The 16,879-nt window shown below is 69.7% G+C and carries 12 protein-coding genes; 7 read left to right on the top strand and 5 right to left on the bottom strand.

Annotated features, from left to right (window positions below; genetic code table 11):
* Positions 1–130: 130 nt before the first annotated feature.
* From F790_RS0113000 to F790_RS0112985, 4 genes are all read right to left on the bottom strand, one after another.
* Positions 131–2,656, bottom strand: a complete 2,526-nt coding sequence (locus F790_RS0113000; protein WP_019591952.1) for a VWA domain-containing protein — start codon at positions 2,654–2,656, stop codon at positions 131–133.
* Positions 2,657–2,769: 113 nt separating this feature from the next.
* Positions 2,770–3,870 carry an acyltransferase family protein gene (locus F790_RS0112995; protein ID WP_019591951.1) on the bottom strand — a complete coding sequence of 367 codons (1,101 nt, stop codon included), beginning with the start codon at positions 3,868–3,870 and terminating at the stop codon, positions 2,770–2,772.
* 233 nt (positions 3,871–4,103) lie between these two features.
* Complete coding sequence (locus F790_RS0112990) at positions 4,104–4,676, bottom strand: hypothetical protein (protein ID WP_018870854.1); 573 nt, start codon at positions 4,674–4,676, stop codon at positions 4,104–4,106.
* Between the two features lie 205 nt (positions 4,677–4,881).
* Positions 4,882–7,527 carry an AMP-binding protein gene (locus F790_RS0112985; RefSeq protein WP_019591950.1) on the bottom strand — a complete coding sequence of 882 codons (2,646 nt, stop codon included), beginning with the start codon at positions 7,525–7,527 and terminating at the stop codon, positions 4,882–4,884.
* 127 nt (positions 7,528–7,654) lie between these two features.
* Between F790_RS0112985 and F790_RS0112980 the strand changes: the two genes are divergently transcribed.
* The 6 genes from F790_RS0112980 (at position 7,655) to F790_RS0112955 (ending at position 15,658) form a co-directional block, all read left to right on the top strand.
* A complete protein-coding gene (locus F790_RS0112980) occupies positions 7,655–9,457 on the top strand; it encodes a glycoside hydrolase family 15 protein (protein WP_019591949.1) in 1,803 nt (600 codons plus the stop codon).
* 57 nt (positions 9,458–9,514) lie between these two features.
* Positions 9,515–12,172, top strand: a complete 2,658-nt coding sequence (gene treY / locus F790_RS0112975) for a malto-oligosyltrehalose synthase (RefSeq protein WP_026332975.1) — start codon at positions 9,515–9,517, stop codon at positions 12,170–12,172.
* Entirely contained in the window at positions 12,169–13,923 is a 1,755-nt protein-coding gene (gene treZ / locus F790_RS0112970) for a malto-oligosyltrehalose trehalohydrolase (RefSeq protein WP_019591947.1), read from the top strand. The genes treY and treZ overlap by 4 nt, the downstream gene beginning before the upstream one ends.
* Before the next feature lie 105 nt (positions 13,924–14,028).
* The gene (locus F790_RS0112965; RefSeq protein WP_019591946.1) at positions 14,029–14,769 is read left to right on the top strand and encodes a bifunctional 2-polyprenyl-6-hydroxyphenol methylase/3-demethylubiquinol 3-O-methyltransferase UbiG; all 741 of its coding nucleotides are present in this window, start codon (positions 14,029–14,031) and stop codon (positions 14,767–14,769) included.
* A 92-nt stretch (positions 14,770–14,861) separates the two neighbouring features.
* Positions 14,862–15,068 carry a hypothetical protein gene (locus F790_RS0112960; RefSeq protein WP_019590421.1) on the top strand — a complete coding sequence of 69 codons (207 nt, stop codon included), beginning with the start codon at positions 14,862–14,864 and terminating at the stop codon, positions 15,066–15,068.
* A gap of 68 nt (positions 15,069–15,136) precedes the next feature.
* On the top strand, positions 15,137–15,658 hold the full coding sequence (locus tag F790_RS0112955; RefSeq protein WP_019591945.1) for an MOSC domain-containing protein: 522 nt from the start codon (positions 15,137–15,139) through the stop codon (positions 15,656–15,658).
* 21 nt (positions 15,659–15,679) lie between these two features.
* Here the strand turns inward: F790_RS0112955 and F790_RS0112950 are convergent, their stop codons facing one another.
* Complete coding sequence (locus F790_RS0112950) at positions 15,680–16,024, bottom strand: hypothetical protein (protein ID WP_019022220.1); 345 nt, start codon at positions 16,022–16,024, stop codon at positions 15,680–15,682.
* A gap of 587 nt (positions 16,025–16,611) precedes the next feature.
* Between F790_RS0112950 and F790_RS0112945 the strand changes: the two genes are divergently transcribed.
* Positions 16,612–16,879, top strand: a 268-nt coding sequence (locus F790_RS0112945) for a transposase (protein ID WP_198004669.1), incomplete at its 3' end; no start/stop codon positions are given.

Genomic DNA, 16,879 nt, shown 5'->3' with positions numbered 1-16,879 from the left:
GAATCCTTCCGCCCGGTCCGCTCCCCGGTCCGAACATGGCACCGGCCTCGCCCGTCGCTGACCTGGTGTACGGCCTGCGCCGGGTCGACCAGGGGCGCCTGCCCCTGGTGAAAGCCTGAGCCCCCGGCTCCTATTCCACCTCCAGCGGGATGCTCTCGAGCACCTCGCCGCTGTCGGAAGCGCGGTAGCGGATCTCGTAGCTGCCCGCACTGGAAGGCGCGAACAGCTGCACCGGACTGCCCTGCGAGGCCCGTGCATCCTGCACCGCGCTGTCGTCCGGGTCCGCGCCGGCCTTGACGATCTCGATCAGATCCTCGAAGCGCCCCGGTCCGGTGAAGCTCACCTCCACCGTACTCCGGGCGGCCACGGAATCTTCGGCCGAAAGGGTCACATCGGTACCGCCGACGGTAATCGGAATGGCCTCCAGGGTGCGGCCGGACTCGTGGATCACGTAGCGGATCTCGTACTCGCCCTCCTCGTCCGGCGCGGTCAGGGTCTCGGTGTCGCCGGAGACACGACTGCTGGCGCTGCGGCTGTCACCGCTGTCACCTTCGGGCGCGTCCGGCTCCACGATGGCCACGAAGTCGTTGCGATTCTCCGGTCCCTCCCACCGCACTTCGAAATCGGCACCCGGCAGCACGATGTCCGGCGCTTCCAGCGACGCCTCGACCGGGGTCAGCGTCACCTCCTGCGAGGCCAGCACCCGGCGACTCTCGCGAAGCACATAGCGCACCTCGTGGGTACCCAGCGCATCCGGGGCCTGGATGGTCACCGGCTCGCCGTCTTCCGAAACCCGGGTGTTGGCGCGGCGGGAATGCCCGGTTTCATCGTCCGGCGCCCCCGCCGCCACGATCGCGATGTAATCGTTCCGGTTGACCGGACCTTCCCATTCGACCTCGAACCGCGACCCGGCCGGAACCTCTTCGGGTGGCGAGACGGACGCCTCCACCGGGGTCAGCGTCACCTCCTGGGAGGCCAGCACCCGGCGACTGTCGCGCAGCACGTAGCGCACCTCGTAGGTGCCCAGCGCATCCGGGGCCTGGATGGTCACCGGCTCGCCGTCCTCCGAAACCCGCGCAGTGGCCCGCCGGCCATGCCCGGTGTCGTCGTCCGGGGCCCCGGCTTCCACGATCGCGATGTAGTCGTTCCGGTTGACCGGACCTTCCCACTCGACCTCGAACTGCGCCCCGGCCGAAACCTCCTCGGATGCGGAAACGGTTGCCTCCACCGGCTCCAGCTCGATGGTGCGAGTGGCCAGGACCGCCCCTGTTTCCCGATGCACGTAACGCAGCTCGTGGGGCCCGAGAGCATCCGGCATCTGCAGGGTTACCTGCTCCTCGCCCTGCACGCGGTCGCTGGCGCGGCGTGAATGGCCCGTATCATCCTCGGGCGCGCCCGGCTCCACCACGGCAATGAAGTCACGATCCTCGCCGGGCCCGTCCCAGCCGACGTCGACCATGGAACCGACGCCGGCGGTGTCCGGGGCATGAAGCTCGGCGTCCGGCAGTTCCTGTTCGAGCGTCACGACCACTTCCCGGTCTTCCGCGAGGGTCGCCATCTCCCGCGCATCACCGCTCGTCGCGCCGCGTTCGGCAATGATGCGGTATTCCCCGGGCTCCAGGTGGAGTTCCAGCGGATCGGCATCCTCGCTGCGGGCCTCGACCGATTCCTCGGTCTCCACGTTCAGCGCGACCCAGTCGACCCCGCCCAGAGCTTCGCCGGTTGCGGCGTCCTCGGCGCTCAGCTCCAGCGTGGCCTGCGTCTTCGCCATCATGATGTCGACCGGCTCGTCGGTCTGCGGGGTGATCTCGAACTCGGTCCCGCCGGCGAAGACCTCCGCTTCGGCCTCGACCGTGTAATCACCGGGCATCAGCTCCAGGTCGATGATGCCCCGCGACTCCCCGGAGAAGATCGACTCGCCCGCCTCGTCGGCCACCTCCCAGTCCACCCGGCGCAGGTGCTCTTCGGGATTGCGTTCGTCGAGCGCGCGCAGCTGCACACGCAGCGCCTCGGGTTCCGCTACCGCGATCTCGTCCAGGGCGGCACTGAGTTCCTCGCCGGATTGCGTGGTGAACAGCTGGCCACCGGTCTGCTCCGGCACACAGGAGAGGGTCTGAACCTCTTCCTCCTCGAGCGCAAAGCCGACCACATGGGCGCGCAGGTCGATGCCCTCCTCCGCCATCTCGGCGGCCAGCGCACAGGGATCGCCACCGCAGTTTTCCAGGCCATCGGTCACCAGGATGATGTCCGCGGACTCGGCCGTGCGCGGGATCATCTCCCGGGCCCTGGCCATGGAGTCGGTCAGCGGCGTCATGCCCTGCGGATTGAGATCGTGGATCGTGCGCGCGATCTCGTCACCCTCGTGGGTACCCAGCGGCAGCACGGCCTCGATGTCGTCGCAGTCCCCTCGGCGGGTATGCCCGTAGGCCACCACACCGAAGGGAATGCCGGCGTCGCGACTGGCCGCGAACTCGTCGACCACCTCGCGCGCCACCTCGATGCGCGACTTGTCGTCTTCCATCCGCGCCCACATGGACCCCGAGGCATCGAACACCATGATGCTCACATGCTCATCGGCCACCACCGGCGACGTCACGCCAAACGCACCGGCCAGCAAACCGCCGGCCACGGCCCGGCGCCAGAGTTTTCCGTACATTGTCCGCTCCCCTCAGTGCCATTGATTGGCCCGATGTTCCCCTTGAGAGGATCGCGCAATGCTCAAAAGAACGCCCCCTCCAAAAGGAGGGGGCGACACGGCTCAAAGCCCGTTCAGCGGGGCCGGTCCCGGCCCTGCCGCCCTGCGATCCACGGCAGAAAAAGCAGGCTCTCCAGTGGACCGCGGTGGAACCGTGAACGCCACAGGACCGCGAAAGCGGCGAAGGCCGCCATCGCCAGCAGGGTCAACGCGGTCGCGATCGCGGGGGAGTCCATCACGTGGTCGCCCAGACCCGAACTCTCGAGTGTCTCCCGCAGCAGCCAGAGCACCAGGAGGTGGGTCACGTAGAAGGTCAGCGCCAGCTGCCCGGACGCGATCAAGGGCCACAGCCAGCGGCGCGCCCGATCGGCGAGGAGCAGGCACAGCCCCAGCACCGCGCCGGCGGTCAGCACGGAGCCGGCCAGCCACAACAGCATCTGACTGTGGGGCTGCGTGACCAGCAACCGGTTCCAGCCCCAGTCGTCGGCATCCACTCCCAGTGCCCGCTGCAGCCCGGCGCTGGCCAGCAGCACCCCGGCCGTCCCCACCGCCCCGACCACGACCAGACGCCGGCGCACGGCGGTACTGCGCAGATCAAGCCGGCCCAGCCACATCCCGACCGCAAACGGCACGATCCAGGTCACCAGCGGATACGGGCCGGACAGCACCAGACGGTGCAGCATCTCGCCCGCGGCAAGCCCCGGCATCACGGGCGAACGGTCGAACACCTCGGGGCTGGTCAGCTGCCCGTGCAGAAAGATCGCCGGACCGAGGGCCAGCATCAATGCAGCGATGGCCAGCAGTCCGGGTGACGGCATGCGCAGCATGGCGATCGCCAGCACGAACAGTGCCGCGTAGGCCGGCAGGATCACGTAGATGGCGTCGGGCTCCAGGGCCTGCAGCCCCAGCCCGATCAGGAAGAGCAGCGCGGCCCGCCACAGCAACTGGGCCTCGGCCCCGCCACGTCGCGGACGCCGGGAGGCGGCCAGGAAAGATACGCCCACCCCGGCCAGCAGCATGAACAGCACCGACGCCCGACCCTGAGGCAACGCGTACAGCTGCCCGCCGAGCGTCTCCAGGCCCACCGGCCCGACATGCGCCGACAGCATGCCGGCCACGGCCAGCGCACGCGCCAGATCCAGGCCCTCCAGGCGCGATGCCGAGAGGGCGGTCATGCGGCCACCCTGCTCGCGCCAGCAACTTCGGCCCCGAGCTCGAAGTTCGGGGTTATGTGTCGAAACGCGACAGGTCGGCGCGACCCATGTGGCACATTGCCACACCCGCGGCACCCGGGCGTACGGCGCCCCCCGCGAGCCCGGATCCGGATTCGTTGTGTCCCCGTCCAGTCCATGCCGGAGGGACTAGCAAATCGCCGGCCACTCCGGGAACGGACAGGTCTCCGGGTCGATCAGGCCTGAATGTTGACGCTGGAGCCGGTGGTATCCGGGCCCGTGCTGGCCAGGCTGCCGTCCGCCATGAAGGTGGAGCCCATCTCTTCCTCGGCGCCCGGTTCGTCCTGCGCGGCGCCGTTATCCGGGTTGCCAGAGCCGGTGTCCGTCGAGGAATCGCCCGCCTGCATCTCCGAATCGACGGACAGTCCGGTATCGATCTCGCCCGCGGACTGCGTCGCTTCGGTGCCGCCAATTCCGGAGGTACTCCCGGTGTTGCCGGTGGAACCGGTCGGAGCCGCCGGGCTCTGGGTAGCGGCCGCCTGGGTGGCGTTCTGTGCGGGCTGGGCCTGCCCCATGGCCGGGCTGGCTGCGGCCTGAGCCGGCTGCGCCGCCTGCATGCCTCCCTGTGCGCCCGCCTGGGCCGGTTGGGCCTGCTGCGCCGCGGCCATGCCGGCGGCCTGCCCGGTCGCCTGGCCCGCCGGGTTCTGCCCGGCCGCGGCCGCGGGGCCCTGGTTCCCGGCGCCATTCGGTCCGTTCATGCCCGCCGTCTGGGCCATGGTGGCCGGATTGGGTCCGATACTGTTGATCATGGCGTGCTCCTGCTCGAAAGGTTTTCCCGCTCCAAATGAACGGAGCCGGGGCAACCTTGCCAAGCGAAACGCATGCCAGAATCTTCCCGAGCACGGCCGCGCCGCTCCATGCGGCGCCCCGGATCCTCACGCATCCCCGGATCGTTCCAGTGTCCCCGGAGCACCCTTGCCGATCATTTCCGGCATTCGGCATGCGGCAACCGGGTCATTTCTGCCCCAGTTCCTCCAGTGCCGCCTGGAGGTCGCGGACGATCGCCCGTTCATCCCCGCCGGCGGTCGTCGGATCCACCGGGTCCCCGATCACGATGCGCACCTTCCCGCCCGGCCGCGGGAGACGCTGCCCCGGGGCCATCACCTCGCGGGTGCCCTCGATCCACACGGGCACGACGGGGACGGGCTGCGCGGCCAGCACCAGCCCGATGCCGGGACGCAGGGGCTGCAGGCTTCCGTCCGGCGAGCGCTGGCCCTCGGGGAACCAGATCAGTCCGTGACCGCGCTGCAGACTGGCCGCCGCAAGGGCCAGGCTGCGACGCGGCGCGGCCCCCGGGTCCACCGGCAGGATCCGCGCCGTGCGGCTGAAGGCCCGCGACAGCGGGCCGGTGAACAGGTAACCCTGGAAACCGGCCCAGTACAGCGACTCGAGGCGCTGCCGGTCCAGCGCCGGCAGCAGCGCGAGCGCATCGACGAAGCTGAGATGGCGCGGGGCAATCACGTACGGGGCACTGGCCGGAAGCCGACCGTGCACCTCCACGCGCATCAGCAGCCGTGAGAGCACCCGCGCGCCGGCCAGCAACACCATCCCCGCGGCGCGGCGCAGCGGGCCGGGCGCTTCCAGCGCAGTCTGCTGGTCGGCCTCCAGCAGCGACTCCGGATCCGCGAGCTGTTCCTTCAGATCGGCCTGCCCCTCGCGGGCCACGCCCGCGGCGGCCGCCTCCTGCAGCAGATCGCGCACCGTTTCGACCCGTTCGATCGCCGAGTCGTCCAGATCGATCCCGGCGCGATCCTGCAGCGCCAGGGTCAGGTCGACCCAGCTCAGCGAATCGATGCCCAGCTCCTCGGCCAGACCGGTGTCCGGGGTCAGGCGCCGGTCGTGGAAACGCTCGGCGAGGTAGTTCCAGGTGCGCTCGGCGCCCGGGTCGGACAGCAGCTGCTGGTCCTCCGGGGCCATGGATTCCGGCGACACCGGCTCCGGGCGGGCGCGCGAGACCGCGTCCTCGCGCCCCAGCTCCTCGAACAGTTCTTCCAGCTTGTGCCGGCGCAGCTTGCCCAGACGCGTGCGCGGCAGGGGATCGAGCGCGACGCGCACCACGCCCGGGCGGTGATGGGTGGGCAGCGACTTGGCCGCTTCGTTGACGGCCTCGCGGGTCCGCCGTTCGAGCTCTTCGCCGGCGGCCTCACGCATCAGGCCTGCATCCGGCACCGCCACGACCGCCAGCCGGTCGTCATGCTCCAGCACGCCCGCCTCGCGGACGCCTTCGGCCGACTGCAGCGCGCCCTCCACGCGTTCGGGATCGATGTTTTCGCCACCGGAAAGCACGATCATGGCGGATTCACGACCGTGCAGATAAAGGAATCCATCCGCATCGATCTCGCCGGTATCTCCGGTACGGTACCAGCCGTCCGCGTCCAGGACCTTCGCAGTCTTTTCCGGGAGATTGAGATAGCCGGCGAATACGTTCGGCCCGCGGGCCATCACCTCGCCCCGGCCATCGCCGGATCCGCCGTCGTCGATGGCCAGTTCGACCCCCGGCAGCGCCACCCCCGCGGCGTCCAGACGCACCCGCTCCGGGGGGTTGTAGGTGAGAATCGGCGAGGTCTCGCTGAGGCCGTAGCCGGTCGCCACTTCCCAGCCCAGTGCCTGCAGGTTGCGGCCCAGCGCGGGGTCGAGCGCCGCGCCCCCGGCCACCACCATGCGCAGGCGCGGCGCCAAGCGCTGGTGCAGGCTCACGAACAGGCGACGACCCAGGCGCAGGCCGAAGCGCTGGCGCGCCAGTTTCGACAGCCCCAGCATCGCGCGGAACAGCAGCGCCGGTACCCGCCCGCGGCCGGCCACGCGATCCTGCAGCGCCTTCCACACGGCCTCGTAGAGGCGGGGCACGCCCAGCATCACGGTCGCCTCGCCGTCGCGCAGACCGCGCACAATCTGCGGCCCGACCAGGGAAAACGGCACGATGATGGAGGCCCCCAGGGTCAGCGGCACCAGGATGCCGACCGTGAACGGATACACGTGGTGGAACGGCAGCGGCACCAGCACTCGATCCTTATGGTCCGCGACCTCTTCGGCGCACAGGGCCTCCACGTTGCTGGCCAGGTTGCGGTGGGTCAGCGGCACGCCCTTGGGCGGACCGGTGGTGCCGGAGGTGTAGAACACCGCGGCCACATCCCCGGCCTGAGCGATCGAGCCGTCGGGCTCGGCCTGCAGCAGGCTCGCCCAGGCATTCGGGGCATCCGTTGCGGCGTCGAACAGGCGGACCTGCCAGTCGCCGGGGATATCCGCCAGCCGCTCTTCCAGCCCCGAGGTGGTGAAGACGAAGCGCGGGGTCGAGTCCGCAAGGACGTGGTGCAGGTCCTCGGACGGCATCTGCGTATCCAGGGGCACCACGCTGCCGCCGGCATTCATCACGCCCAGGGCCGCGACGATCCAGTCCGGGCTGTTGGGGGCCAGCAGCACCACGCGGTCCCCGCGTTCCAGGCCCGCCGCGCGCAGCCCGGCCGCCAGTCTCGCGGCCCTTTCGAGCAGTTCGGCCCGCTCGGTGGTCTCGTGGCCATCGCGGGTCATGGCCACCACCGCCTCGCGACCCGACTCGGGGGAACGCGAGGCGAGGAGTTCGTCGACGGTCTGAACGCTCATCCGCTGGCCTCCGGCGGGACGGCGCCCGCGCGACTTGGTGGGCAATGCGATGTCCATCATACGCATTGACAGGATTCGTCACGAAACCCCAATCTTCTGGCTAACGACAAGACTGCAGGGGGTTCCGTTGAACGCCACCGAGCTGCCCCCGTACCCGCGCGATGGCTACCTCCCGATCGAGGACCACGGGCTGATCGGCGACGGCACCACCGCGGCCCTGGTGGGGCGCGACGGCTCCATCTCCTGGCTTTGCGTCCCGCGGTTCGATTCCGACGCACTGTTCTGCGGCCTGCTGGACCACCGTAACGGCGGCTTTTTCACGGTGGCCCCGGAAAACCTGACCGGTGCCACGCAGCGCTACGAGCCGGACACCGGGGTGCTCGTAACGGACCTTTCGGGGCCGGAGGGACGCGTCCGCGTGACCGACGCGCTGACCTTCCGCGCCGGCGCCGACCTGTCCGAAGATGCCCCCGCCGGGCGCGGCGAACTCCTGCGGATGATCGAGGTGGTGGAGGGGCGCGTGCGCCTGCGGGTCCGGCTGGAACCGCGCGGTGACACCGAGTGCCGACCGCATGCCGCGGGCCTGCAGCTGCGCCTGCAGCGTCGCCCGGAGCTCGAGCCGCACCTGACCTCCTCGCTCCCGCTGGCCGGGCTGGACACCACCCACGAGCTGTCCGCGGGCGAACGCCACCACCTCATCCTCAGCTGGGAATCCGCGGGGCACCGCTTCCATCCCCGCCCGCCGGAAGAACTCCTCGCGGACACCATCGCGGTCTGGCGCGACTGGATGCGCTCGTTCCGCTACCAGGGTCCGCAGACGGCACTGGTCCGCCGCTCCGCAATCACCCTGAAGATGATGGATTACACCGCGACCGGCGCGATGATCGCCGCGCCCACCTCCTCGCTGCCGGAGGCGATCGGGGGACCACGCAACTGGGATTACCGCTATGCCTGGATCCGCGACGCGGCCTTCTCGGTCTATGCGCTTGCCCAGATCGGCATGGGGCACGAGGCCGAGGGTTTTCTTGGCTGGGTACTCGATGCGGTGGACCGGGCCGGGCGGCCACGCGTGCTGTATGACGTGGACGGCCACGCTCCGCCACCGGAATGGCACGACCCCGGACTCGAGGGCTACCGCGGGTCTGCGCCGGTGCGGTGGGGCAATGCCGCCGCCGAGCAACGCCAGCATGACGTGTTCGGCGAGATCATGGACTGCGCCTGGCAATGGGTGCGTCGCGGCGGCGCACTCGAACCCGCGCTATGGGACCGGCTGCGGCGCCTCGTGGAAGCGGCGGCGAGGGAATGGCAGACGCCCGACCACGGGATCTGGGAGGTGCGTACGCCGGGGCGCCCGTTCACCTACTCTGCGGCGCTGTGCGCGGTGGCACTGGACCGGGGGGCGCGCATGGCCCGGTCCATGGGCATGGAGTCCGATGCCCGACGCTGGGAACTCGAGTGCGAGCGGATCCGCACGGCCATCCTCGAACAGGCCTGGGACCCGCAGCAGCAGACCCTGACCGAACACCTCGGCGGCGGCGGGATCGACGCCAGCCTGCTGGCCCTGCCCCTGCGGCGGGTCATTCCCGCCGATCATCCACGCATGGTCGCCACCACTCGCGCGGTGGTGCGTCGGCTGGGCGCCGGCGACGGACTGCTGTTCCGCTACCTTCCCGATGAATCGCCCGACGGACTGGCCGGCCACGAGGGTGCCTTCCTGCTGTGCAGCTTCTGGCTGGCCGACAACCTTCTGGGCCAGGGCGAACGGGACGCGGCGATGGAGCTCTTCGACTCACTGTGCGCCCGGGCCAGCCCGCTGGGCCTGCTGCCGGAGCAGATCGACCCGGCCAGCGGGGCCTTTCTCGGCAACTTCCCGCAGGCCTTCAGTCACGTCGGGCTGATCTCCACCGGCATCAACCTGGGCCGGACCTGAGCCGCATCCGACCCGGCCGGGCGTTCCGACTTCGGCGTTTTGTGCTATGTGAGAGGAGTGAGCGCTCGACCCGTCGCAACCTACCGTCTCCAGCTGCATCCGGGGTTCACCCTGGATGACGCTGTCGCGGTCGTGCCGTATCTGGCGGATCTGGGCATCAGCCATGTCTACCTGTCGCCGTTCCTGCAGGCGGTGTCCGGCAGCACCCATGGCTACGATGTCGTCGACCCGGGCCGCGTGAATGCCGAACTGGGCGGCGAGGCGGCGCGGCAGCGGCTGAACGTCGCTCTCGCCCGCGCCGGCATGGGACAGGTACTGGACATCGTCCCCAATCACATGGCGATCGCCGGCGACCAGAACCCCTGGTGGTGGGATGTCCTCGAAAACGGGCCCTCCAGCCGCCACGCCCCCTGGTTCGACGTCGACTGGGCAGCCGCGGAAGAGCGCTGGCCCGACAAGGTGCTGCTGCCGGTCCTGGGCGACCATTACGGCCGCATCCTCGAGGCGGGCGAACTGCAGCTGCGGTTCGCCGAAGGCCGGTTCACGCTGCACTATTACGAACACCGTTTCCCCGTCGACCCCTCCTCGCTGCATGACCTGCTCCAGCGGGTCTACCGGCGCAGCGGCCCGGAACTGCTCGGTTTTCTGGCCGAGTCCTGCGCACGCCTGCCACGCCCGCGGGTAACCGGCGGCGAGCCGGCCGAACGGCGCCGGCGCGACCAGGAGGTGATCCACCGGCTGCTGGACGAGACCTGCCGCGACAATGCCGGGACACGGGCCGCCGTGCAGGCCGAGGTCGATGCCATCAACGCCAGCCCCGATGCGCTGGACGCCCTGATCGGTGAACAGAACTACCGGCTTGCCTGGTGGCGTACCGCTGCGGAGGATCTGGGCTACCGCCGCTTCTTCGACATCAACGATCTGGCCGGGCTGCGCGTGGAGCGGCGCGAGGTCTTTGATGCGATCCACGAGCTGCCCCTGCGCTGGACGGCCGAAGGCACCGTGGACGGTCTGCGGGTGGACCACCCCGACGGGATGCGGGACCCCGAAGAATACTTCCGGCGCCTGCGCGAGGCCTGCCCGGAGGCCTGGATCGTGGCGGAGAAGATCCTGGAACCCGGCGAGCGCCTGCCACCACAGTGGCCGATCGCGGGCACCACCGGCTACGACTTTCTGAACCGGGTCCAGGGCCTGTTCGTGGATCCCGCCGGGGAGCCCCCGATGACCTCGCTGTACGAGAACTTTACCGGGGAGCCCGCGGATTTCGGCACCGTGGTGGTCGCGAGCAAGCGCCAGGTCCTGCGCGAGCTTCTGGGCAGCGAACTCCACCGGCTGACCTCGCTGTTCGTGCTGATCTGCGAACGCCATCGCCGCCACCGTGATTACACCCGCGAGCAGCTGCATCACGTGCTGCTGGAGGTCGCCGCCCGCTTTCCCGTCTACCGCACCTACCTGGCGCGGGACGCCGACCTGACCGAGGCCGATGCCCGCTGCATCCGCAGCGCCATCGAACAGGCGCATGCCGAAGCCCCGGAGCTGGATGCCGAGCTCCTGGACTTCCTGCGCGCCCTGCTCTCGCTGGAGGTGGAAGGGGAACAGGAGGCCGAACTGGCCCTGCGCTTTCAGCAGCTCACCGGCCCGGCGATGGCCAAGGGCGTGGAGGACACCGCCTTTTACCGGTTTCATCGGCTGGTGGCGCTCAACGAGGTGGGCGGCGCGCCGGACCGGTTCGGGGTATCCCCCGCGGATTTCCATCGCGCCTGTCGCGACGCCCTGGAGCAGCTCCCGGACGCCATGCTCGCCACCTCGACCCACGACACCAAGCGCAGCGAGGACGTGCGGGCCCGCTTGCTGCTGTTGTCGGAGATCCCGCAGGCCTGGGGCCGGGCCGTGGCGGCATGGAGCGAACGCAACACCCCCCACCGCTCGAGCACCGGCCCCGATGCCGCGACGGAGTATCTGATCTACCAGACGCTGGTGGGTGCCTGGCCCATCGATCCCGAACGCCTCTGCGCCTACCTGGAGAAGGCCGTCCGCGAGGCGAAACGCCACACGCGCTGGACCCGCCAGGATCCGGACTACGAACGGGCCGTGCTGGATTTCGCCCGCGGCCTGCTGGACGACCGGGCATTCGTCGAGGCGCTCGAGGCCTTCGACCGGCCGCTGGTGGCGCCCGGGCGGGTCAACAGCCTGGCGCAGACCCTGATCCGGTGCACGGCACCCGGGGTGCCGGACACCTACCAGGGGACGGAGCTGTGGGACCTCAGTCTGGTGGATCCCGACAACCGGCGGCCGGTGGACTTCGGGCTGCGCCGTGAGCAGCTGGCCCGACTGGACGTGCTGTCACCCGCCGAGATCCTGGAGCGCGCCGATGAAGGCCTCCCGAAGCTGTGGCTGCTGCGCGAGGCGCTGGCCCTGCGTCGGCGCCGGCCCGGGGCTTTCGGGGCCGACGGCGGCTATCAGCCGGTCGCCGCCCGGGGCCCCCGGGCCGACCACGCCGTAGCCTTTTTGCGCGGCGACCAGGTGCTGACCCTGGTGCCCCGGCTGATACTCCGACTGGCCGACGACTGGCAGGACACCGTACTTCCCCTGCCACCGGGACACTGGCGGAACGTCCTCACGGGGGAAGACCTCGAAGGCGGGGATATCCCGCTCGCGGCTCTGCTGGCCGGGTTCCCGGTCGCCCTTCTCGAGCGGGTGGGGGAGCCACAGTGACGCGGGTGACGGTCTGGGCCCCGCACGCCGCCCACGTCACGCTGGAATGCGCCGGCGAACGGTTCCCGATGGCGCGCCGCGAGGGTGGCTGGTGGGCGGTGGACGCGCCCGCCCTGACGCACGGCGTGGACTACGCCTTCCGGGTCGACGATCGCGGCCCCTTCCCGGACCCGCGTTCACCCTGGCAGCCACAGGGCGTCCACGGGCCGTCGCGCTGGCTGGAGCATTCCCGGTTCGACTGGAGCGATGCCGGATGGCGCGCCCCGCCGCTGGCCTCCGCGGTCATCATGGAGATCCACGTGGGGACCTTCACGCCGGCCGGCACCTTCGATGCGGTGATCGACCGTCTGGACCACCTCGTCCGGCTGGGCATCACCCACATCGAGCTGATGCCGGTGGCCGAGTTCCCCGGCGACCGCGGCTGGGGCTACGACGGGACCAGCCCGTTCGCCCCGCATCACGTCCTGGGCGGCCCGGACGGCCTGAAGCGCCTTGTGGACGCCTGCCACCGGCGCGGACTCGCCGTGCTCCTGGATGTCGTTTACAACCACCTGGGTCCGGACGGCAATTATCTCGGTCAGTTCGGTCCCTATTTCACCGACACCTACAGCACGCCCTGGGGCGATGCCGTCAACCTCGACGGCCCCGACAGCGACGAGGTGCGACGCTTCTTCCTCGACAACGCCCTTATGTGGCTGCGCGACTATCACTTCGACGGCCTGCGCCTGGACGCGGTCCATGCCATCGTCGACACCTCCGCGACCCACCTGCTGGAGGCCCTCGCCGACGAGGTTCGGCACCTGGAGACGCAGACCGGCCGACCGCTGGCGCTGATCGCCGAAAGCGATGCGAACGATCCGCGCCTGATCCGGCCGGTCGAGGTCGGCGGGTACGGCCTGGATGCGCAGTGGAACGAGGATTTTCACCACGCCCTGCACGCCCTGCTGACCGGCGAATCGCAGGGCTATTTCGCGGATTTCGGGCGTCTGGAAGAATTTGCCCGCGTGCTCACCCGCGGCTTCGCCCTGGACGGACGCTACTCCCGCTACCGCCGGCGGGCGCACGGCCGGCCGGCCAGTGACGTGCCGGGGCGACGTTTCGTCGGCTGCCTGCAGAACCACGACCAGATCGGCAACCGGGCGACCGGCGAACGCAGCAGCCATCTCCTGTCGCCGGGGCTCCTCAAGGTCGGGGCCGCACTGGTGCTGACCTCGCCGTTCATCCCCCTGCTGTTCCAGGGCGAGGAATGGGCCGCGTCCACGCCGTTTTTGTACTTCACCGACCACCGCGACGCGGATCTGGCCTTGGCGGTGTGTCAGGGGCGCCGCGAGGAATTCGCCGGGTTCGGCCACGATCCCGCGCGCATCCCCGACCCGCAGGCCGCCGAAACCTTCGAGCGCTCGCGGCTCGACTGGGATGAACCGCTGCATGCACCCCATGCGGACCTCCTCGAGTGGCACCGTGCCCTGATCCGGCTCCGCCATTCCCGAGCCGCCCTCGCCGAGGATCTTCTCGACCGCATGCGCGTGGAATTCGACGAATCCCGCCGCTGGCTCCTGCTGCTGCGTCCGGATCTGGTGGTGGCCTGCAACCTCGCCGCCCGGCCGCAGACCCTCACCCTGCCCCCGGAGGCCTCGCACCTGTCCCTGCACCTGCGTTCCGAGCCGGACATCCGGCTGGATCCCACCGGGCTCCGGCTGCCCGCGGAAGCGGTCGCCGTGCTTGCCGGGCCGGACACGCCGCAGCACTGAGAACGTGACGCATTACCCTTTTTGCCAGTAGCACCCGGAACCGCCACCTGCGTCCCCCGGCCCGGGCGACTACACTGGGCCCCACGCTCAACACCGGCCCTCCCCATGACGCACGATCCAGCCGCCCCTCCGGCATCGGAGGTCAGCGACGTCAACCAGCGGTTCTACGACCAGCTATGGGCGGACAGCCGGCTGGTCCGCCCCGAACGCTTCAACACCTGGGGCCTGGTTTCCGGCCTGGCCCGAAGCCACGACCGGCGACTCGAGGTCGGCCCCGGCATGCGCCCGCGCCTGCCCATCGAGAACACCCACTTCGTCGACATCAGCCCGCCGGCGCTGGATACCCTCGCCGCGGAGGGCGGCATCACCCATACCGCGCCGGTCTCCGAACTGCCGCACGCCGACCACAGCTTCGGTCTGGTGAGCGCCCTGGACATCATCGAGCACGTGGAGGACGACGAGGCCGCACTGGCGGAGATCAGCCGCGTGGCCGAACCCGGCGCACAGGTCCTGCTCTCCACCCCGCTCCACCCGGAATACTGGACGCCGTTCGACGACATCGTCGGCCATTATCGCCGCTATGAACCCGACCACCTCATGGACCTGCTCGACCGCCACGGGCTCGAGGTGGAACAAAGCGCGATCTTCGGCATGAAACCCCGCTCTTCGCGGCTGAACGACCTGGGCATGTGGTTCCTCGAGCGCCACCGGCCCGTGGCCATGAAGGTCTACAACCGCTTCCTCATGCCCCTGGGCCTGCGCCTGCAGAAACCGCTGAAACTCCATTCCGGCATGGTCGCCACCGACGGCGTCGAAGAAGTCTTCCTGGTCTGCCGGCGCCGTTGATGAGACCCGCGCCCCAGCCGCGTACTTTTCAAGGCACGGGTGTTCCGGCCAGACTGTAGCCCTGTCCACCCCGCAAGGCCCCTCCCATGCGAATGCATCACTGCGCGCGCCCGCTGCTCCTCGTCGCCATCATCCTGCCGCTTGCCAGCGGCTGCGCGGCCGTCAGCGTGGCCAGCTCGGCCACCAGTGCCGCCGTCAGCGTCACCACCGGCACCGTCAAGGCCACCGGCAGCACCGCGGCCGCCCTGGGGCGCACCATCACCCCCAGCGGCGAGGAAGACGAGGACAAAGAAGAATAGCGCGCCGGCGCCGTCATCCTGCCGCCGGAGGCCGGAGGCATCCGCCGGTGTACGGGACACCCTGAACCATGCTCCCCCTCTTCCGCCGCCGCACCGCGACCGGCACGCTGGAGGCCATCTGGATCGCCGAACACGCCGGCGCGCCGATGACTGCATGCGAGCGCATCGAAGTCGACCCTGCGGGCCTGCAGGGGGATCGCTACCGGCACGGTCGCGGGCACTGGCACACGGTCGAGGCCTGCCGTGTCACCCTGATCTGCGCGGAGGAATTCGAACGGGCCGGACGCCGCGCCCGGCGCCTGCGCCAGCCCGCCGAGCCTGCACCCGGCGAACACCGTCGCAATCTGGTGGTATCCGGCCTGGGACGCAGCCCGCGCGAGGGCGAGCTGCGGATCGGCGAAGCGCGCTTCGTCATTGAGCGGCCGCGACCGCCCTGCGGCTGGCTCAATCAGGTCGTCGGCTACAACCTTGCGGCCGCCCTGCGCCACGACAGCGGCATCTGCCTGCGTCCGCTGGAGAGCGGGATCCTGCAGGTCGGCGATCCCGTCGAGTGGCACGCGGTCGCGCGGGACGGTCCCGGCGAGCCCTGACGTGACCTCGAGGGGCCGGAATCAGAGCGGCCGCCACGCCTCGTAGCCGCAGCTCATGCAGTGGTAAAGCGCCTCGTAGTGCCCCGCTCGCGTCGCGCTCTCGCGGATGGTGCCTTCCTGAAACGTGAACCCGCGCAGGGTGCAGCGGGGACATTTCTCGATCGGGTCGCGCGGCGGCCGCGGCTCCTCGGATTCCCCCGTGCCCTGGCGGCCTTCGAACTCGGCGGCCGCCTCAATGGCCTGATTGAGATTGCGGGTCAACTCGGCCGCGAGCCGTTGGGCGGCAGCCTGGTCATCACGCGCCAGGGCCTCGAGACGGGCGAGACTGTCGCGGACATTTCGCAGTCGGGCAGCGATTTCGGTCATGCGGGTCCCCTTGGCATCCGATCCCGGACGATACCCCGTTCGCACCCGGTCCGTCATGGGTACGGGCACCCGGGCACATCACACTGGACGGCACGGTCCATGCCCCGAACTGGCCACCAGCGGGGCACAGAGGGCTGGAGAGCCCTAAATGAAAAAGGGACCAGCGACTGTAAGTCACTGATCCCTTTCTCGAAATAATGGCGCGCCCGGGAGGATTCGAACCCTGGTTCGTAGGCAGAATTATCCAATCAGTACAGACAGAGCTAACACGGGATCGATGTCTGCCCCTCGAGAGTTCTAAGATACTATCTCATTGATTCGTAACTGGATAAACATTCCCAAATAACGACACAAGGAGGCATGTGGGAACCATGGGTTGTGTCGCGTACGCGGGATAATACCAAAAAGGCGCGCTGAGCCGTCACTGCGATCGCCCGAGCCCATGACCCCCTGGCTCGCCGATGCCGGGTCCAGCAGTTCCATGAGGAGTTACTGTCGAAAGTGGTGTACGGGGGGATTGAGGAAGGCGGCGTATCCGGCTGGAATGGAAGTACCACCAACCAACCAGCCCGAGGAGATACGCCACCATGGCTCACGATACGACAGACATCCCGAACGGACCAGAGGACCCGTTGACCGATCTGCTGCGCCGCGGGGCGCGGGATCTGATCAAGCAAGCGGTGGAGGCCGAGTTGCAGACGTTCATGGAGCGCTACGCGGAGGACCGCTTGCCGGACGGGCGCCGGGCAGTGGTGCGCAATGGCTATCAGCCGGAGCGCCGGGTCCAGACCGGCATCGGCGATGTACCGGTGCAGGTGCCGAAGACCCGGGATCGGTCCGGCGGCGGCCGGCACT

This window comes from Thioalkalivibrio sp. ALE20 (assembly GCF_000381405.1).
GTDB lineage: Bacteria > Pseudomonadota > Gammaproteobacteria > Ectothiorhodospirales > Ectothiorhodospiraceae > Thioalkalivibrio.
The sequence above is the reverse complement of the archived record's forward strand: the minus strand, read 5'-3'. Positions and strand labels throughout refer to the sequence as shown.